Annotated in this window: 20 protein-coding genes; 14 read left to right on the top strand and 6 right to left on the bottom strand. The window is 52.3% G+C overall.

Going from position 1 to position 18,081, the window contains the following annotated elements:
* Positions 1-56: 56 nt before the first annotated feature.
* From CFA77_RS16390 to CFA77_RS16355, 8 genes are read left to right on the top strand one after another with little or no spacing between them, the layout of a single operon-like run.
* On the top strand, positions 57-419 hold the full coding sequence (locus CFA77_RS16390; protein ID WP_242517420.1) for a flagellar biosynthesis protein FlgB: 363 nt from the start codon (positions 57-59) through the stop codon (positions 417-419).
* A gap of 3 nt (positions 420-422) precedes the next feature.
* The gene (locus CFA77_RS16385) at positions 423-806 is read left to right on the top strand and encodes a flagellar basal body rod C-terminal domain-containing protein (RefSeq protein WP_206991596.1); all 384 of its coding nucleotides are present in this window, start codon (positions 423-425) and stop codon (positions 804-806) included.
* 11 nt (positions 807-817) lie between these two features.
* Positions 818-1,114 (top strand): flagellar hook-basal body complex protein FliE, encoded by a 297-nt coding sequence (locus CFA77_RS16380; protein WP_206991595.1) that lies wholly within the window; start codon positions 818-820, stop codon positions 1,112-1,114.
* Positions 1,115-1,129: 15 nt separating this feature from the next.
* Positions 1,130-1,393, top strand: a complete 264-nt coding sequence (locus CFA77_RS16375) for a flagellar biosynthetic protein FliQ (protein ID WP_034814684.1) — start codon at positions 1,130-1,132, stop codon at positions 1,391-1,393.
* A 7-nt stretch (positions 1,394-1,400) separates the two neighbouring features.
* Entirely contained in the window at positions 1,401-3,479 is a 2,079-nt protein-coding gene (locus CFA77_RS16370) for a flagellar biosynthesis protein FlhA (protein ID WP_206991594.1), read from the top strand.
* Positions 3,479-4,234, top strand: coding sequence for a flagellar biosynthetic protein FliR (locus CFA77_RS16365; protein ID WP_051607787.1), 756 nt, complete (start codon positions 3,479-3,481; stop codon positions 4,232-4,234). The genes CFA77_RS16370 and CFA77_RS16365 overlap by 1 nt, the downstream gene beginning before the upstream one ends.
* Positions 4,235-4,242: 8 nt before the next feature.
* Positions 4,243-5,328, top strand: coding sequence for a flagellar biosynthesis protein FlhB (locus tag CFA77_RS16360; protein ID WP_206991593.1), 1,086 nt, complete (start codon positions 4,243-4,245; stop codon positions 5,326-5,328).
* Positions 5,325-5,660, top strand: coding sequence for a hypothetical protein (locus CFA77_RS16355; RefSeq protein WP_206991592.1), 336 nt, complete (start codon positions 5,325-5,327; stop codon positions 5,658-5,660). Before CFA77_RS16360 ends, CFA77_RS16355 begins: the two co-directional genes overlap by 4 nt.
* 23 nt (positions 5,661-5,683) lie before the next feature.
* Here CFA77_RS16355 and CFA77_RS16350 read toward each other — a convergent pair whose 3' ends face one another.
* The gene (locus CFA77_RS16350; RefSeq protein WP_206991591.1) at positions 5,684-6,757 is read right to left on the bottom strand and encodes a GGDEF domain-containing protein; all 1,074 of its coding nucleotides are present in this window, start codon (positions 6,755-6,757) and stop codon (positions 5,684-5,686) included.
* Positions 6,758-7,237: 480 nt separating this feature from the next.
* Between CFA77_RS16350 and CFA77_RS16345 the strand changes: the two genes are divergently transcribed.
* The 6 genes from CFA77_RS16345 (at position 7,238) to CFA77_RS16320 (ending at position 11,511) form a co-directional block, all read left to right on the top strand.
* Positions 7,238-8,452 (top strand): site-specific integrase, encoded by a 1,215-nt coding sequence (locus tag CFA77_RS16345; RefSeq protein WP_206991590.1) that lies wholly within the window; start codon positions 7,238-7,240, stop codon positions 8,450-8,452.
* On the top strand, positions 8,439-8,888 hold the full coding sequence (locus CFA77_RS16340) for a hypothetical protein (protein ID WP_206991589.1): 450 nt from the start codon (positions 8,439-8,441) through the stop codon (positions 8,886-8,888). The genes CFA77_RS16345 and CFA77_RS16340 overlap by 14 nt, the downstream gene beginning before the upstream one ends.
* 60 nt (positions 8,889-8,948) lie before the next feature.
* On the top strand, positions 8,949-9,437 hold the full coding sequence (locus CFA77_RS16335) for a hypothetical protein (RefSeq protein ID WP_206991588.1): 489 nt from the start codon (positions 8,949-8,951) through the stop codon (positions 9,435-9,437).
* Between the two features lie 92 nt (positions 9,438-9,529).
* Positions 9,530-9,778 carry an AlpA family transcriptional regulator gene (locus CFA77_RS16330; protein ID WP_206991587.1) on the top strand — a complete coding sequence of 83 codons (249 nt, stop codon included), beginning with the start codon at positions 9,530-9,532 and terminating at the stop codon, positions 9,776-9,778.
* 193 nt (positions 9,779-9,971) lie between these two features.
* Positions 9,972-10,325, top strand: coding sequence for a DUF736 family protein (locus CFA77_RS16325; RefSeq protein ID WP_206991586.1), 354 nt, complete (start codon positions 9,972-9,974; stop codon positions 10,323-10,325).
* A gap of 61 nt (positions 10,326-10,386) precedes the next feature.
* Positions 10,387-11,511 (top strand): hypothetical protein, encoded by a 1,125-nt coding sequence (locus CFA77_RS16320; RefSeq protein ID WP_206991585.1) that lies wholly within the window; start codon positions 10,387-10,389, stop codon positions 11,509-11,511.
* A gap of 78 nt (positions 11,512-11,589) precedes the next feature.
* On the opposite strand, the gene CFA77_RS16315 is transcribed toward CFA77_RS16320, so the two are convergent.
* From CFA77_RS16315 to CFA77_RS16295, 5 genes are read right to left on the bottom strand one after another with little or no spacing between them, the layout of a single operon-like run.
* Positions 11,590-13,647: a hypothetical protein gene (locus tag CFA77_RS16315; protein WP_256434994.1), complete on the bottom strand. Its 2,058-nt coding sequence runs from the start codon at positions 13,645-13,647 to the stop codon at positions 11,590-11,592.
* The gene (locus tag CFA77_RS16310) at positions 13,644-14,546 is read right to left on the bottom strand and encodes an ABC transporter ATP-binding protein (protein WP_206991583.1); all 903 of its coding nucleotides are present in this window, start codon (positions 14,544-14,546) and stop codon (positions 13,644-13,646) included. The genes CFA77_RS16315 and CFA77_RS16310 overlap by 4 nt, the downstream gene beginning before the upstream one ends.
* Complete coding sequence (locus CFA77_RS16305; protein ID WP_206991582.1) at positions 14,539-15,579, bottom strand: hypothetical protein; 1,041 nt, start codon at positions 15,577-15,579, stop codon at positions 14,539-14,541. The genes CFA77_RS16310 and CFA77_RS16305 overlap by 8 nt, the downstream gene beginning before the upstream one ends.
* Entirely contained in the window at positions 15,576-16,664 is a 1,089-nt protein-coding gene (locus CFA77_RS16300; protein ID WP_206991581.1) for a GTPase-associated system all-helical protein GASH, read from the bottom strand. The genes CFA77_RS16305 and CFA77_RS16300 overlap by 4 nt, the downstream gene beginning before the upstream one ends.
* Positions 16,664-17,974, bottom strand: a complete 1,311-nt coding sequence (locus tag CFA77_RS16295) for a metallophosphoesterase (protein WP_206991580.1) — start codon at positions 17,972-17,974, stop codon at positions 16,664-16,666. The genes CFA77_RS16300 and CFA77_RS16295 overlap by 1 nt, the downstream gene beginning before the upstream one ends.
* Between the last annotated feature and the right edge of the window lie 107 nt (positions 17,975-18,081).

Raw genomic sequence — 18,081 nt, 5'->3', positions numbered from 1 at the left:
CTCTTTCTTCAAATTACCCCGGCAATTCTTCCAAAGTATTAACTAGGAGCGATTCTGTGGCGATTCTCAATCTGGATGTCCTGAATGTTTACAGCGCCATGGCGCGCCATGCTGCTGAGAGTCAGAAAGTATCGGCGACAAATATCGCCCATGCCAACGATCCTGATTACAAGGCGCAACACGTCGAAGCCTTTCAGGACTTTCTCGCGCGAGCTGCATCAAGCGGAGCCGTCGATGCCGGCGACCCAGCTTTCAAGACGTTCGAGACGGATTTCGCAAACTCGCCGAACGGGAACTCTGTAAACCTCGAGCTCGAAATGTTCCGCGCAACCGACGCGCAGGGTCAGCACGAAATGGCGGTCTCAGTCTACACAAAGTCGCTTGACCTCCTTCGCACAGCCATTGGTCGGAAAGGGTAATTCATGGACTCACTCAAAGCCACGATGATGCAGGCTGTTTCCGGTATGCAGCTCCAGTCGAAACGAATCGATATCTCGTCCCAGAATGTTTCGAATGCCGACACGCCCGGTTACCGCCGCAAGATTCTGTCCGTCGAGCAGGCACCGACTGCTGCGGACGCCTTCATTGCGACACGCATCGAACTCGATCAAACCGAAGGCGAGCGCAGTTATGATCCCGCCAGTCCGCTGGCGGATGCAGAAGGATATGTGACAGCGTCCAACGTGTCGCTGGTCACTGAAATGGCTGATATGCGCGAAGCGAATCGCGGATACGAGGCCAACCTGAACTCGTTCCGGCAGGCGCGAAGCATGTACCAGTCACTTCTCGATATTCTCAGGCGTTAAAGGGGGGCAGAATGTCCAATGTAAGCTTCAGTGCATACGCAGCGCTCGGTTCGATCAAGCCGGCCCAGGTTTCTGACAAACCAGCAACAAACCCGGCTGAAAAGTCGGGGGTGGCAGAGGGGTTCTCGACCTTCAAGGCTGCTCTGCAGGAGGCTGAGCAGACAGCCATGCAGACCGCTGTGTCCGGCGCGGATCCCCATGCCATGGTCGAAGCGCTAGCTCAGGCCGAGTTGGTCCTTGATGCCGCCGTGACTGTTCGGGACAAGGTCGTTGAAGCCTATCAGGAATTGCTTCGGATGCCGGTCTGATCAGGGCGGCCACACATGACCGAACTCGCCATCTTTGAAGTGTTGCGCGGTGCGCTCTGGGCGGCGGCCATGATGGCGCTGCCCATTCTTGCTGTCACGCTGGTGCTTGGGTTTGTAATTGGCTTGCTACAGGCGCTCACCTCCATTCAGGAAATGACGCTTACCTTCGTGCCAAAGATTTTGGCCGTCGTCGTCGTGTTCTTCCTGTCGCTTGGGTACATGACGCGCATTTGCCTTGATTTCTTTAATAATACCGTTCTCCCCATGATTTCGAATTAGGGCCGCCATGCCGACCTCACGCTTCTTCGATTTGTCAAAGCCGACCGCCATCCTCGCGATCGGCTTGATGGCGATTATTCTCATCATGGTATTGCCCGTCCCGGCTTGGGTTATGGACATCGGTCTCACGGCGTCCTTCGCGTTTGCCATTCTGATTTTCACGACCAGTATCTTCATCGAAAAGCCCCTGGACTTTTCGTCATTCCCGAGCGTGCTTCTGGCATCGCTGATGCTGCGCTTGGCGCTGAACGTATCCTCGACCAAACTGATCATCAGCCAGGGCCATACGGGTACCGACGCTGCCGGCAACGTCATCGAAGGCTTCGCCATGTTCATCATGGGCGGAAACCTGTTTGTGGGTCTGGTTGTGTTCGCGGTGCTGGTCATTGTGAACTTCATGGTCATCACCAAAGGCGCCGGCCGAATGGCGGAGGTTGGTGCGCGGTTCGCTTTGGACGCGATGCCGGGCAAACAGATGGCCATTGATGCCGATTTGGCTGTCGGCGCTATCAGTCATGAAGAGGCGCGCAACCGTCGTCAGAAGGAGCAGGAAGAAGCTTCCTTCCTGGGTTCACTGGACGGTGCGTCAAAATTCGTGAAGGGCGATGCGATCGCTGGCTTGCTCATCACCGCCTTGAACCTCGTTGCGGGCGTCGGCTTTGGCCTTGCCGCACACGGGCTCAGCTTCACTCAGGCGCTGAACAATTACTCCATTCTGACGGTAGGGGATGGTCTCGTCTCCCAAATCCCTTCCGTTATCGTATCAGTTTCGGCGGCAATGCTTCTGGCGAAAGGCCGTGAGGACGGTGCAATCGATCTGGCGCTCGGCGCGCAACTGGGCGCGAATGCCACATCCCTGATGATCGTGTCGGGGATTCTCGCAATTTTCGCGCTGTTTCCGGGTCTGCCGTTTCTTCCTTTCATGCTGGCTGCAGCGGCGTTCGCGGCGGCATCTTTCTATATTCGCCGGCGGGAGCGCGACCTAGCCGCGAAACCGGAAGCTGGCGAAATTGAAGAGCCGAAAACCAGCCTCGTCATTGGTGACTCTATCCACTCCGACGAGATCCACCTGGAGGTTGCCCCAGATCTGGTGGGCATGGTGCTGCAGGGGGCAGGTGGCTTTGAAAGTCGAATCGACAAGATTCGAAGGTATATTGCAGAAGAATATGGCTTCGTTCTGCCGTCCATCAGGATGACGGACAACCCAACGCTCGGGAAGAACGAATACCGCATTCGAATTCAAGGTGTGCGGGTAGATACAGGTCTTGTGCGCCCGGGCTCGCTGTTGGCGTTGATGGAAGATGGGCAACTGCCACACCTACAGGGTGAGAAGGTCAAAGAACCCGTTTACAAGGCAGCCGCCCGCTGGTTGCCAAGTACAAAGAAGCAAGAGCTGTCTGCTGCTGGTATCCCAGCGGTCGAGCCGACGGAAGTTCTCGCGACTCACATGCTTGAAGTCATTCAGGCAAACTTCACACTCGTCTTTACACGCATGGTTATGCTGGACACGCTGGATGCCTTGACTCATATCAGCGACAGCGAACGTGCTGCGTCCAACAGGCGGTTCCTTGATGAATACATTCCCGGGAAGGTTAGTCCTGAACTTCTGCTATCAGTGCTGCGCCTGCTGCTCGAGGAGCGCGTGTCGATTCGTAATCTGTTCCTGATTGTTGAAACAATTGCCGAGGTCAAAGCCCAGTCAAGCGCGCCGTCGCGCATTGTGGAACTCGTTCGCCAGCGGCTCGGATTCCAGATTGTCGATCGCCTTCAGGACGGTCAAGGCCGCCTTCCGCTGCTCCAGCTCTCCACCAATTGGGAACAAAAGTTCAACGAGCACGAAATCTCCCGCGAGGATGGCGGATCGGATATTGCCCTGCCTCCAGAAATGTTTGGAGAACTGACGACAGCGGTGCAGGCCAAGTTGAACGAAATGGCTCAGAAAGGTGTCGTTGCCTCCGTGGCAACCTCGTCCCGACGAAGGCGTTTCCTGCAAACTGTTCTGGCGAGCAAGGGCGTGCGCAACTCGGTTCTGGCGTATGAGGAAATCGGTTCCAAGAGCAAGCCGTACATCGTCGGCGTCGTCTGATGCTGGAAGGACTTCCAATCGGGCCACAACTTTCGGCCTGGATTATCCTTTTCATGCTGATCGTCGCCAGGTTGACCTTTGTCGTATTCCTGATGCCGGGGATTGGCGACCAGACCGTGCCGATGCGTGTGCGCATGTCGCTGTTACTGGGCGTGGCCACCCTGTTTGCCATGTCCGGCATCGTCACGGCACCTGTTGATATCTCAATTGCGAACTTTGTCGGTCTCCTGGGGGCGGAAACCATAATCGGGCTGGGCCTGGGTGTATTGCTGCGCACATCCATCTGGATTCTGAACATGGCCGGATCACTGATCGCCCAAACGATCGGGCTTTCGCAAATGCTCGGCATTGCGCTGGATGCTGAGGCGCAGACGGTGGTCTCGAACATGTTGGCCATGGCGGGTGCCGTCCTACTCTTGTCGGCAGACTACCATGTCAGCGTATTTGTTAGACTCGCTGAAATATACATCGAAATTCCGGTTGGGGGGCTCACGCAGTTCGATCAGTCCTTTGTCATTGAGGGCATGTTCAACGCCATAAAGTTTGCCGTGCTGATCGCTTGGCCCTTCGTGGCGATCAACCTGCTCTACAACATCTCGCTCGGCTTTATTAATAAGGCGCTGCCATCGCTGATGGTGGCATTTGTGGGCGCCCCCTTTATGATCGGAGCGGGGTTTGTGCTTCTGGCCATTTCGGTGTCAACTATTCTGATAGTCTGGATGGATCGGGTCTCCGGTTCGATCGGCTGGTGGTGAGGTAGGCAATGGCCGAGGATCAATCAGGTGGTGGCGAGAAGGAGTTCGAGGCCACCGAACAGAAGCGACGTGAGGCGCGTCGCGAAGGGAATGTCGCCCAGTCCAAGGAAGCCAATACGTTTGCCTTGTTCGCTGGCGTTATCATCGCTGCCATCATGTTCAGTGCCGTTGTGGCGGGGGCCATGTTCAGCGAATTTTCCGCATTGATGTATCACGCTGACAGCTATGCGGCGGACGTTTTCAACGACGGTGGCGGAGCAACGAAAGCTTGGCTGGCGCGCACATTGGTCAAGGTGATACCCTTGTTTGCGATCATGGCGGCCCTTGTACTCGCCACGCTGGTTATCCAGCAATCGATTGCCTTCTCGGCGAAGAAGATCAAACCCGAGTTCAACAAGATTTCGCCAACCGAAAACCTGAAGAAGAAGTACGGCACAAAGGGCCTGCTGGACTTCCTGAAGGATATGGCAAAAATGTTCTTTGCTGGCGGGCTAGCGGCTGTGTTCCTGTATGGGTTTGCACAGCATTACTATGCGAGTAGTGCGGTGGAGCTCAGCGATTTCTTCAATTTCACCTTTGGCCAGGTGCTGACTCTGTTCCTTATCTTCGGTGTGTTTCAGTTCGTCCTCGCTGCGATTGACCTGCCGCTGCAGCGGCAGCTGCATTCCAACAAGCTCAAGATGAGCAGAGAGGACATTAAAAAGGAGCAGAAGCAAAGCGAAGGCGATCCTCAGCTCAAGCAGAAGCGGCGCGAGAAGGCGTCCAGCATGAGTCGGAACCAGATGATGCAGAATGTCAAAACAGCGACCGTCGTCATGGTCAACCCGGAACACTATGCCGTGGCCTTGAAATGGGATCCGGAGGGGGGCCGTGCACCCGTCTGTGTCGCCAAGGGTGTCGACCATCTGGCTGCCAAGATTCGCGAAACTGCCACGGCCAATGATATCCCAATCTACCGGGATCCACCGTCAACTCGGTCCATCTACCGGTTGGTAGATATTGATGAGGAAATCCATCCTGACCATTTCGCAGCCGTTGCAGCTGCAATCAGTTTCGTCGATCGCATTCGCAAGCAGACCGGGGGCGCCCAATGACAGGTTCTCGCCCGAAATTGCTCAAGCTCGTCGCGCTGAAGCGACAGAAAGCGGAGCAATCCCTTGCAATTGTACAAACCGAGCTGCGCGATCTTGGGAAGCAACTGGATGCATTGCAGGAGGAGTTCGCCAGTGCTGACCAGGCGGGCGGAGATGTGCACGCGATGATGCTTTCAAGCCGATACGGTCATTCCAGACGGGTTCTGCATGATATGGATCGCAAGCGGTCGGAAATTGCGGACGCGCAACAAAGGTTCAACGCTGCGCGAGAGGAGCTCAAACGGATACTGAATTCCGAAGACCAGCTTATTCAGATGGGTGCGGGATCATGAAGTCGATCATGCTGGCGTGCAAATCAAGCAGCGTTGGAGGCCAGATCGTCTGACTGAACACGATTACGGCCATTGCTCTTGGCCAGGTACAATCGCTGGTCAGCCTGCTCAATCAGGCCGCTAACGGTCAAACCCGGCTGGTGCTGGGCAATGCCGAACGAGGCCGTGATGGCGCCGATGGGTGTCTTGGTTCCCTTCAGGACGAGCTTCCTTTCAGACATCTGTTCACGGATGCGATCAATCAACCGGGTGGCCTGTTGCAGGCCTGTTGCAGGTAAGATAATTGCGAACTCTTCGCCCCCATAGCGCGCTACGAGATCCTTGCCCTTGATGTTGTTGGTGACGATTGAAGCAAAAATCTTCAGAATTTCGTCTCCTACCCGGTGACCGAAATTGTCGTTCACGCGTTTGAAATGATCAAGGTCTGCCATTGCCAGACAGAGGCTCGAACCCTGTTTGTTTGCCGCCTCAACTTCAGCGGCGAGGCGTAGGTCGAAGGCGCGTCGATTGTAGATGGAGGTGAGCGGGTCGCGCATGCTTTCATTGCGAACCGCCTCGAGCTCATGTTGCAGGCGTTCGATCTGCTTCATTGAGGCCATTAGACCATCGCTGAGGCGACGACTCTGATCGGTCATCCGACGACTTTCCGACATCAGGCGCGCAACGGCAGAGGAGAGAGCAGCTGACGAGCTTGAATCAGACAGGCCGCGTTCAATCTGCGTCAACGCAACTTCGAACTGGTCGCTGTTTTCCATACTGGTACCCACAAGGTCCAGGATGCTTGAGAGTTGCTGTTCAACTTCCCGTCCGATGTTCTCGCGTTTGGCGTGATCGTCGGTAGGGCGCAAATGCATGTTGTAGACTTCGTCGATTTCATATTGGCAAAGCGCGCCCCGCTCCAGCATTTCGTCGACCGCAACCACAACCTTGTTGTCGGACTTTGCTGCATACGCATACATCAGCGCGAATGTGTTGGGGAATGGCGGCGTGCCATGTTCTGCAATCAACTGGCTGGCAGTATCAGCATGCTCATACACCTTGGCAAAGGCTTGCTGGTCCTCAGGACACACAAATACTGGCGTCTTGGATTCGCTCATCTGAACCCGTCCCCATCGGCAATTCATTTAACGTCGAAGTTTACCTTGCGTATGCGACCTTCAAATATCGTTAAATGTGAACTTTTATTTCGCGGTTTTGCGCGAACTATGAACCAGATTTATCTCCAGCTTTCGGCTGTTGTGTTGAGATTGCAGTAGAAGTCGGATGCTTGTTCACTTGGACGCATGCTGGCATTGTTGCGACGGACTTCACCATCTTCTGAAGTGGTGCTGTGCGATGTTTCCGCTCACATATGAAACTCCGTCTGGCGATCCCGGCGCGATTCGAACGCGCGACCTACAGATTAGGAAAACCGCTCAGCCCTTGTCACGCGTCGTCATGCGATGTCACTGAGCACACCTAACATCCTGTAATACATAGAAAAATATTGACTTCGTTGACTCTGAGACTTATCTAGAAGTCACTGGAAGTCACGCTTTTTTGCTTCCTATATGCTTCCAAATTTTCGTAGGCAGGTCATGGGTAAGCTGACGAAAAAGACGATTGATGCCGCGCGCGCAGAGAGCAAGGAGCACTTCTTGTGGGATTCAGAGCTGCGCGGCTTCGGCCTCCGCATCTCCCCAAAGGGCAAAAAGACCTTCATCGTTCAATACCGCAAAGGTGGCCGAACTTGCCGGATGAGCCTCGGCCCATACGGAACGCTCACGCCGGATGAAGGCCGCCGTCTCGCCAAACACACGCTTGGGAATGTCGCGATGGGCGATGACCCGGCTCTGGAACGCCGGATCGAGCGCAAGGCGCCAAATATGGCTGCCCTATGCGATCGCTATGTCCAGGATCATGTCATGGTCCGGTGCAGGCCCTCCACGCAGTATGAACACAAGCGCGTCTGCGAATTCTACATCAAACCCCGCCTCGGCACATTCAAAGTCCAGGATGTGTCCCGCGCCGACATCGCGGAGCTCCACCAATCTCTCTACAAGATCCCCTATCAGGCCAACCGCGTCGTGATGATCCTGTCGAAGATGTTCAATCTGGCCGAACTTTGGGGATTGCGGGCCGATGGGTCAAATCCATGTCGGCACGTCAAGAAGTATGCCGAACGCAAACGCGAACGGTTCCTCTCTCCAGAAGAGATCGAAACGCTATGGGCCGTCCTGGATCGTCGCGTCTTAGAAGGTCTTGAAACAGCGCATGTGGCATCGGCTTTTAGGCTACTCCTTTTAACAGGATGCCGCCTCCGCGAAATTCAGCATTTGAGATGGACCTATATTGTCGGAGATGCCGCGTTTCTGCCTGACACGAAAACCGGACCGCGACGCTTATTGCTGAGCAAAGCTGCCTTGGAAGAGCTGCGCCGGATCGAACGAATTGACGGCAACCCCTATGTGATCGTCGGCAAAGTTCCAGGTCAGGCCATCACCGATTTGCAACGCCCATGGCGCCGCATTCGCGAAGAAGCAGGCCTCAGCGATGTGCGCATCCATGACTTGCGACACACTTATGCGTCGATCGCGGCTATGGCCGGTCATTCTCTGACCATGATCGGCAAGCTCCTGGGCCATACACAAGCCCAAACGACGGCACGGTATGCACACCTGGCAGATCAGACCACGCGGCGGGCGCTCGAAGATGTCGACGGAATGATTTGCCGGTTTACGGGATCTTCGCCCGAGCCGGATACGCTATCCGCGAACAGATCCATGCTTAAGGCGGCCAATGATGGCGGATGATGCACGCGCTATTCCTTACGAAGAGTGGGTAAAGCAAACCCCTCCCACCTTCTACAATGATGTAGTTGAGGCGGCTTATCGTCGTGACGTTGTCGCGCGCATCGCACACAAGCATGACATTTTTGATTTTGAACACATAAAAACGTTGTGGGCACAGTTACGGCACGCCGGCCAGAAATTCCTACCGATGTCAGCCGCAGAGACTGAACGTCAGACACTGAAAGCTATCCGGTCCTCTCTCCTCAATATCGAAGCGCTCACAAATGAACTAAGCACTGAGCTTTCGAAAGCCTTAGAACCGTCTGAAGCCGAAATGAGTTTGGCTGGCTTGATCAGACAAGCGGAGATTAAAATTCGTGCGGACATCGAGCGCCAGCGACCGAAAGAGCAAATACCTTCGAGCTCGACCAGTAGGTTAGAGAAGACATTGAGCTAACAAATCCCAGACAGAATTCCCGCAGACGAAATTGAGGAATGGGCGAACCAGATCGCGGCATTGGACCTGGGACGATTCATTAAAGTAAGCGACTCCTTCTGGAAGGACGCTCCGTTTGAATTTCTGAGAGATGAGTATGAGCGCGGGCTAGCTTACTCAGAACCGGCTTACATTCGGACATTCTCCAGCATTCGATATCTGGAAGTGCTCACGTCCAAAGCCCAGGCCATACTGGCGGACCTCAAAGAAAAACAAGACACTCTCAAAAACAAAGACCGTATGCGTGCATTTCGAACCGGCGCCCCCACCAAGGAAGCTGCGATGTTCTGGGCCAGCCTTATGGTTTCCTATTGGACCGACGTATTGGGGCGGGAGTATTTGGCATCAAAGGATCTCTACTCCGCGACACAGATGCAATATTTTCTTTTTGAGACATATAAACCCCTTGCAATGGCGACAGACCCAAATGGGCAAGATCCATACTATTCAAGCGAGTGGGCTTCGATCTGGAACGCGATCGAGAAATGCCGACCGGGGAAGAAGAGTTAGAATTCGTACCGCTTCTCCCCCGACGAGGCTGGTGCAAAGTGCCGCTATAGAGGCTAAGTAGGCTGTCGACTGATAAAACAGGAGGTCGACAGATGACGGAAGAGATATTTTACCCAGCCCGCCGCACCGATTATCTCGAGCAACTGCTCGATGAAAAGCAGGCAGCTAAGCACCTTGGCGTTTCCGCCCGCACATTAAGGAACTGGCGCGTTCGCGGAGGTGGTCCGAAATTCGTCCGCGTGTCTGCCCGGTGTATTCGCTATAAGCGCGGCGACCTCCAGGACTGGATCGATCGCAGAATCGCATCTCACACGTCCCAATATTCTCCGAAACAACTTTGAATTCGGTTTTTGCCCGTGTTTGAGCTGACCGCGCGCCACGGGAATTTTGAGAGCGATGCTCTTTGAAAATGGGGGTCGGTCTTCCTACCGACCCCACCTTTCAATTTTGTCCGCTCTCAAAAACGAATGCGGTCTCTGCGCGAAGCGCAACTCTAGCAACTAAACCTGCAGCAACTAAACGAAAGCAGTAGTTATGACCCAGATTGGAAAATTTCGCTCAACATATAGCACTGATGTTCTCAGCGAACTTGTTGGCACAATCCGTACGATTAATTTCAGCGGTAAGCTGAGCATCATAAAGGACGGGAATTCTACCAACCCGAATGCACCCACGCACCGAGTATATTTTATTCCCGATGACACAGCTAAAGTAGAGGTGGGTGCCGCGTGGACCCAGCGCATTAAGCGCGGCCCACGTGAAGGCGAAGAATTTCTGTCCGTAACGATCGATGATCCGTCATGGCAGAACTCACTTAGCTTTTCATTGTTCCAAGACGACGAAACGACATGGCTCGCAACATGGCGCCGCCGTCAGTCCGCCGCATGACACTCAATCTAACTAGGAGGGGTCTTTGTAACACCCCTCCTAGAAATACATAGGTGATGTTTTGAACTATGAAATCGTACATGCCGGCTTTGACGGCTTAGATCTGTCTTATCGGACGCTCTTACCAAGCGAGGCGTTGGAACGTTTTAAGTCCGCTAAAGCTGAAGCAATCGCCTCGAACAGCTCAGTCGCACTCTGTGTATCAGACCAGGAGTTTACGATATCCGGGTCCGGTGCATCCGGGGGTTATCAGTTTACAGTGGACACTGGACCTCTCGGCGCCATCTGGTTTTTTAAAGACGGCGTTCGATCGGACCCTTGGGGATGTCGCGTCTCGATTAAGTCTCTCCCCCTCGCCTTATTTGGCGCTGCGGAGATGAAGCAACGTTGCGATGAATTCTTACGCAGACTCGGCTGTCAGCTCAACACGACCGCTTGCCGAGTGAGCAGAGTTGATTACGCATTTGATATCATCATTCCAGACTTTGAACTCAATCCAGACCTTATTGTATGCCATTCAAAGAGCACCAAAACCGATTATCGTGAAATGGAGACTAATCGGGCAGGCGAAACCATCACTGGCGTTCGTGTCGGAAGAATGCCGGGCATCCAATTGGGAATCTACGACAAACGCCGCGACGCGATCGCGAAGAAAAAGTCTTATTGGTGGGATATCTGGAGCCAAAATACCGGATACAAAATTGGGACCGATACCGTGATCTGGCGCTTTGAGGTGCGTGCCGGTAGAAAGGCGATCGACAGTTATTTCAACAACACTACCTGGGAAATGATTGGCAACGCATTGGGCAATCTTCTAGCTAATGTTTGCAATCGAATCCGCATGGTGTCACCCGGAAGCGATACGAACCGATCGCGCTGGCCTGATAATCCAATTTGGTCGGATATTAGAAACAGATTGCGGACTATGCCGATGGATGGATCTTGCGCTTTGGACCAAGCAGAAATTCTGAATAAGTTAGCAAAGGAACGGCGAGAGCAGCTTTTTAATCAGCTTCTTGGACTGGAGATGTCGGTCGCTGCATCGATGGGACATACAGAGAAAACCTACGACTCTTTTCTGGCGTACTTAGCAATGTTGCGATCTCAACGGATTAAGAGTTGCAGAGAAGAGTTCTTGGCAAAACTCGAAGCCAAGAGAGCTCTATGGCTGGCTCGATTCTCCTGATACCTGCTGATCGCACGACTCTCACAAGAGCAGATCAGCACCCATTCAATATTGTTCAGAGAGGGATCAAAAGTAGCGCTAAATATCCCGAATGAATTCACGAATAAGGTCGTAATGCCCAGTATCGATGCCTTTCTTACTACTCAGCTCCCGCCTCAATGATTTCAAATATTTTACACCAGCACTCTTGTAGCTGATTGCCTTTAGAAGGGCTAACATGTCTTGCGGAGAGCTTGTAATATCAGCAAGCTGATCAATTTTAACTTGATGTTTGCAGATCAATTCCGCTGTGTTCCGAACGAAGGGTCGCTCTCGAGACCACTCCCACATCGAGGTTCGAGAATTCCTGCCCACAACCCTTCGCCATTGCGAAGTTGTTAGTTCGTCTTGCCGAATGCCTCTAAGTATTAAATCGAATGAAGCTTTGATCAGATCAGGAACGCAGGCGTCAGAAGAAAAATGGGCACGCAAATAAAACCATATCGAGAAGTCTAATTCTTCTCGGCGAGCAAGATCACCTCGTGAAATCGTATAGGCACGCAACAAGGCGTCTTCGCTACGGTTATTTCCGTTACCGATTTTTCTAACATCAGAACAACGCCGAGCCAAAACATGTAGAGCCCTTTTGGAAACTGGACCCACCCACTCCTCAAGGACTGAATTCAGCAGTCGATCGCTCGATCCGATATGCCTTAGCGCCCCTTCTAATGTAGAGAGAACTATTCTTGATGAAACGTCAGAACTTAGCTGAAGCGCGGCCTTCGCCACTATGCCGGGCTCTACCCTGAGCGACAACTGTTCTGCGAGCTCTGGTCGTTGCGCTTTCACCAGTGCATATAAAACGCCTTTCATAGCTTCGGCATCGTGTACGCTTGCCACTGCGTCGATTGCAGCGCTTCCTACTGCGCCATCCCACACTCGCTGGTCTTCCAATATAGTTGGCTTGCTGAGCAACACTTTTGGCAACAAACCAGGTGCTGCGATTAGACCGTCTATTACTGCCTTACCGGGCAGAGTCTCAAGCATTCTATCGAAATATCGCAACAACGGAATTTCTTCGTCAGTATCAAAGTAACTAGGATCGATAGCCCAAACTTTCGTCGCCACCTGTAAGCCAACCAAGTCTAGTTCGGTGATCGCGAGCTCACCCAATCCATCCGCCAGCGCCAGAACTCTTTTTGAGTCCAACTCATCAATATGCTTGGACGCCAACAGCATTGTTTGAGATCTTAGAAATCTACCTTCCTGAGGGGTTAACTCACCAAGAACAAAGTCCAAAGCAGGCACCAACTCGTAAGATACTGTGCGGTCGTACAGGACAGAATACAAACGGCATAACTCTGAAAACCTCTGCCTGCCGTTGCTGATATCACTAGCTGCTCGTTTCAAAAATTGCCGAAACCCCGTGACCTGCCCGACTAAGTCAGAGATAGCCAGATCAAGCCACGACCCCGAGTCTTCATTTAAAATTTCGCTTCCGTGTTGGCCGGAAGAGCGCCACTTTGCGTCCGTCACGATCAAATCGAACTGCATATTTGGCAGAGTGCGATTGCGTTCAGTAAATGTACAAAACCGTAATGATCTTCTTAGTCTTGGCCACTGTTGGCTCCACACCGCCATCAAGGTCGCCTCTAGATGTGGATCGCGCGCATCATCCAAAACTACAGTTTCGGAATACTCGGTATAAAGAATTTCAATTATCTTTCGAGCGAGCGTAGTGGAAATAGCCAGATGCGGATCTAAATTTTGTTCAGAGAAATGAACGGGTTTAGAGTAGTCAAGCCATCCGTCGCCAAGTTGTGCACGCCTGTGATAAGCCAGCAATACCCCAAGCTCTTCCATCTGACCTAAATCTGAAAAATCAACCAACAAACTGTGCGTCCAAACGCTGCCAGGTCGGCTAACTTCAATTGCGGGCCAGGTTCGAGCTAATACATAGGCTCCAGCTTCGACCAAGGGGTATCCCGTAATATACCCCCGCTGCGGTATGGTTCCAGAATCTGCGGCCCGATCGCTCATATATGCCATAAGCCGCATATCCGCGGGCGCTAGCGGAATTGAACTCGCAAGCATTCGATGGCCGTCATTATAGCCATGAAACGCTTGATTCAATGTGAACCGCAGAGCCTCCCTCACGACAACAGCCACTCCAGCGGACTGGAGAGATCCTTCATATCATCCTTTCCGAGAATTAGTCTTACTCGCTCGGATGGCTTCGGAAGCTTCATAAGCTCTTCGAGTTGCGGAGATAGCGGGTCCTCAGAATCATGAGACCTGTATTTTCCACCCTGCGCGCTCAATCCATATACTTGATAATCCCACCCCGATTCGCCTCCTCCGAGATACTCACTCAAAAGTGGCATATTCTGTGTCAAGAACTGTTCTGGCGACACACCTTGGTCTGAAACCAGATCCCACGCTGAAAGAAAAATGGCGACTTTTTGAATCGGAGCGCTGATTGGCGCCGATGAGATACACTGTAAGATATCAGTAATCATGACTTGATGTGGAGAATTGCTGGGTGACCACACCTCCTGATTGTGCGCCACGTTTTGGCCCGACTCTGGAAGGGCCTCAGAATTGCCCTGCAATTCCTCTAGCGATCGAGCTTGCTCAATAAGGCGTGCCAATTTTATGGGCTTTCTAAAATTGTTCACATTGACAAAAGCAATCAACCCCGAACAAGTTTGAAGGGTATCAAGAAGTGTCTGATCACATTCACGGTCCGCCCAAATTGAGGAAAACACCTCACCGGAGTGATCAGGGAAATTCAATGCGATGTTTTCTCCTTCTCGCCCAATGAGATCCAGCTTCACGTTGTTAGGGCTACCTTGAGCCGTTCGAACTTGTTCACGCCCTTCAAGCCAAACATTCCGGAGCGAATTGATGTAACCGTATTCAGAGCGGTAAGCGCCTCGCTTGAACTGAGTGTCAATTTCCCCGGATTCAATTTGATGCCAAAGGGCAGCTAGATAAGTAGTTTTTCCAGAGCCAGGCAGTCCGCATACGGCCACTGTGGAGCCTTCTTCAATCATCCAGCCGCTCCCTAGAAATCCGCCCCATGGATCGGGCAGAATGTGCTTTGTTAGACAGCGTTACCATTGGATTTCCGGTCATACCGGAAATCCAATCCTCTACAAGACCTCGCACTCCCTCGCCGTCTTCAGCGTCCGAAGATTCTGGGATAGCCGCAATTTTGTGAATTCGAATTTCGTTAAATCCATTGCGATATCTCCTCGTCGACGCTTCGACAATTGAATTGAGTGCGCCGTCAATTTCGGCCTCCACTCCAACCGACCGAACTCGGTCCAACTTCGTTAATACAATGTTGAGTCTAGTATTCTCCGAAATGTCTCGCGTCTCACATAATACATCAAGCATCTGACGGACTGAGGCTAACGTGCTAGCTCGAGTAGCAATTTCCGATAGCCGCTTTCCGTCCACAAGCAAATTCAAGATCGCGGCTCGATTCAGCTCAACGTAACTTCCAGCGCTCCCAGGGGTATCAATTAGGTTCTGATACAACTCGCCAGCCCGGTCGGCCAAAAGCAATGTACAAGGTAACGCCCGTGTCCCGTCATTTAGTGCGAGATGATAAAAGAATGGCTCCGCCGCAACCGGCGTGCGGCTTATATATGGCTTCTCCGCGTGGGAGGCTGCTCGTAGTCCAAAGCAGATTTCCTCAAATGCCACCAAAGTGCTAGAGGAGGCAAACCGAGGCCCACCCTCTTTTGCATATTGAAGATCATCATAGACGCGAGCAATAAGACTTGTTTTTCCCGAATCTGGTGGACCAACCAATCCTATTATTGTCGTTTGAGATTGACGCAAAATCGAATTGGCTCGTGCGGGGAGAAGTGGCCGCCCGTCGTTCAGCTTTACAGCGCCATGCACGGCATCATTCTCTGGACGGTGACCCACCAGAGATGATTCGATTTGCGGCACCTCATTTTTTTGTTGGTAATGCGGACATTGATCTAACGGCAGATCATTTACGCACTTTCCTGTTTCGGAAACTTTGCAATCAGAATCTGAGCAACTCCTATCGACCGTTTGGGCTTCCGTCACTCGTCACCCCCATATAGCCCTAAGGCCATGCGCTCAGAATAGAACTGGGATGCAATTTCGACTTCTGTATACTGACGGTCCGAATCTAGCGAGCATATGCCAGCCCAAGACGGCACCCAATCGATTCCTTCACCCACCTCCATACACCTTGCTATCGCAAAATTGATTGGGGTTAGTCGGCTAGCCTCCCCGGACACCAACTTGCCCAACCAAGATCGGTCGCAAGCGGCTAGCGCCTCTGGAATGGTAAGTTTCTTTGACGTCGATTTCTCACAAACTTTTTGAATGATCCCGCGAACCCCAACCGGTCCAGGGTTAAACCTGGTCATTTTCGCCAATTCCGCACCCACAACCATGGCGCGAAAGCCAAGCTTGAGGCGACCAATCTGCTTATCTAAAGAATGGCTTACGCCATCAGTAAGCCACCACAAAATGTCAAGTTCTTCGTCTTTCTGGTCGATATGCTTATTCACTTTGGCGGCATAGTTGGTAATACGTCGATCAACTGACGATATCGACCCATTAACCTTCTTAACTAACCCTTCGAACATTGCCTTTAGCTGATCTAGCCCGGCATCTGTCATGCTTTCTAATTCTTTGGACAAGTCTACAGACGTTATTGCCCTCGGTGGAATCAGGAGCCCACGACTACGTACGCTTTCTCCCAATTGCTCCACATAGCCGCCTATCTGCTCAGGAAGCCCCGTCACAAAGCGTGGCGGCACATTGCGGGGAAAGAGGGCCGCCAGAGTTTTTGGGGCAACTATATTTTTCCCGGCGTAATCTCCACCTGGGTCACACATCAAACACAATGCGACCTCGGCAAGGATCGCCATCTCGCGATCATTGTTTGAAGCATTAAAGAACTTGTCAGCGTCCGTAAACGGGATACGTAGGGCACTATCGGCTGGGGCGGTCTCAAATCCAAGCACGATTTCTAATAGCGTTTCAGCAAGCCCCTCAGGTGGACTTTCCAACAGATCGCAGATGCCCTCCCAACGCGAAACAAGTCGATCACTATCCTTTTCCAACTCAACTTCGCTGTACCATTTCGCGAAATCCGGGTGTATTTTCGTTTTATCCATTAAACCCTATCCTTCTTGGCGATTGCTGCGCCTAATTCAGCCAACAAGTCTTTGGCAATAGCTTCCCGAAAGCACGTATCAACCCAAGCATCTTCGTTCTCTGTGGGTATGTCTTGTCCAAGCCCCAGATTGGACAATATCTCCTTTCGATCAGCGTAGTCTAACCGCCAGATCTGGAAGAGCATCGAACGAATGTCCGGTCGTTGGGTGGGACTATCACTCATAGTTATCTTGGACGCGTCATTGTTGGATGTTCGGCTGCGCACCAAATCAGCTTGTTCCTGTTCCGAATCTGACTCAACTAAATTGGTTCCCGACACAGGGAGTAAGTAGTCTTTGAAGTCGCTTTCAGTGTTCCCATTTCGATACTTCTTTGCAACAAAGCCAGCTGGTGAACGTTGCCAGGCAAATTGCCGAACTCGAATTTTTGCCTTTCTGTCCGGCTCTGTTCCTTCCATAGAAATATGGATCCAACCATATGCGGGTTGCCAGCCATTTTCTCTTCTGTCTGGGTTAGCCGACCCAGCTCGAATCAGGATGCAATCTGATTCACCTTGGGAAACGCTGGGACGATGCTCATGGCCGAACAACGCAATGTTAGGTCCGGCTAGCAACCGGTCCTCCAGTTCGAAGCGATCCGCCATCCATTCCGGCGGATGATGCGCCAGGACGAGATTTATCGTTCCATACGACGGCACTGTTCCGCTTTGTACTGGGCCTAGGTATAGCTGATTTTGTTCTTCGTTCGGCTTCCACCCACACAGCAAGGCAGAGTGAAGGCCCCGTATATTGAGTACTGTTTCACCATCGATACGGACGGGATTCTCCCAACTGAGTCTCGGCGAAGTCACCTGACACTGGTAGGCACGCGCAAACTCGTTGTACGCAGCAATCGGCCTGAGGATTGCTGCACTTGTCTCTGGATCTTCCAGCTGCCGCCGCAAAGCGTTTTCGCGATCTGATCCAGCTTTCGACCAGACGGCCTCAATGGCATTGGAAACCGCCGCGTTTTTCGCAACCACCGAGCGGTCGACATCGTGATTTCCAGGCACGACATAAACGTTGCTTGGGCTACAACCACAAGCTGCCGCGAGTGAATCTAGCCAGTTCGAAGCAGCTTCGTATTCATGTTTTTTGCCGGCAAATGCGATGTCGCCAGTTACCAATATCCCGTCAACTTTCCCCAGAATTCCTGTGCGAAGAGCCACATCGTGAAGTATATGCTCTTGGTACATCTTTTCCGGATCGGTTTCTGTGCCCGCTGCTTTTCCCTTAAAATGAATATCAGACACGTGAAGCAACTGCATCATCACCCTCCCCCTGTTTGATCTTTGCCCATGTCCCCACTCTAGGGCGCAGGCTAACGAAGCGATTTACGCTAACTCGCCAAATTCTTGAATAAATTGAATTCATCTTC

Source organism: Hyphomonas sp. KY3 (genome assembly GCF_017309975.1).
Classification (GTDB): domain Bacteria; phylum Pseudomonadota; class Alphaproteobacteria; order Caulobacterales; family Hyphomonadaceae; genus Hyphomonas.
The sequence above is the reverse complement of the archived record's forward strand: the minus strand, read 5'-3'. Positions and strand labels throughout refer to the sequence as shown.

Coding starts and splice junctions, on each gene's coding strand:
- CFA77_RS16345 (WP_206991590.1), top strand. CDS start 7,238: ATGGGTAAGCTGACGAAAAAGACGATTGATGCCGCGCGCGCAGAGAGC.
- CFA77_RS16380 (WP_206991595.1), top strand. CDS start 818: ATGTCCAATGTAAGCTTCAGTGCATACGCAGCGCTCGGTTCGATCAAG.
- CFA77_RS16330 (WP_206991587.1), top strand. CDS start 9,530: ATGACGGAAGAGATATTTTACCCAGCCCGCCGCACCGATTATCTCGAG.
- CFA77_RS16355 (WP_206991592.1), top strand. CDS start 5,325: ATGACAGGTTCTCGCCCGAAATTGCTCAAGCTCGTCGCGCTGAAGCGA.
- CFA77_RS16375 (WP_034814684.1), top strand. CDS start 1,130: ATGACCGAACTCGCCATCTTTGAAGTGTTGCGCGGTGCGCTCTGGGCG.
- CFA77_RS16350 (WP_206991591.1), bottom strand. CDS start 6,757: ATGAGCGAATCCAAGACGCCAGTATTTGTGTGTCCTGAGGACCAGCAA.
- CFA77_RS16360 (WP_206991593.1), top strand. CDS start 4,243: ATGGCCGAGGATCAATCAGGTGGTGGCGAGAAGGAGTTCGAGGCCACC.
- CFA77_RS16300 (WP_206991581.1), bottom strand. CDS start 16,664: ATGGATAAAACGAAAATACACCCGGATTTCGCGAAATGGTACAGCGAA.
- CFA77_RS16340 (WP_206991589.1), top strand. CDS start 8,439: ATGATGGCGGATGATGCACGCGCTATTCCTTACGAAGAGTGGGTAAAG.
- CFA77_RS16325 (WP_206991586.1), top strand. CDS start 9,972: ATGACCCAGATTGGAAAATTTCGCTCAACATATAGCACTGATGTTCTC.
- CFA77_RS16365 (WP_051607787.1), top strand. CDS start 3,479: ATGCTGGAAGGACTTCCAATCGGGCCACAACTTTCGGCCTGGATTATC.
- CFA77_RS16295 (WP_206991580.1), bottom strand. CDS start 17,974: ATGATGCAGTTGCTTCACGTGTCTGATATTCATTTTAAGGGAAAAGCA.
- CFA77_RS16370 (WP_206991594.1), top strand. CDS start 1,401: ATGCCGACCTCACGCTTCTTCGATTTGTCAAAGCCGACCGCCATCCTC.
- CFA77_RS16310 (WP_206991583.1), bottom strand. CDS start 14,546: ATGATTGAAGAAGGCTCCACAGTGGCCGTATGCGGACTGCCTGGCTCT.
- CFA77_RS16385 (WP_206991596.1), top strand. CDS start 423: ATGGACTCACTCAAAGCCACGATGATGCAGGCTGTTTCCGGTATGCAG.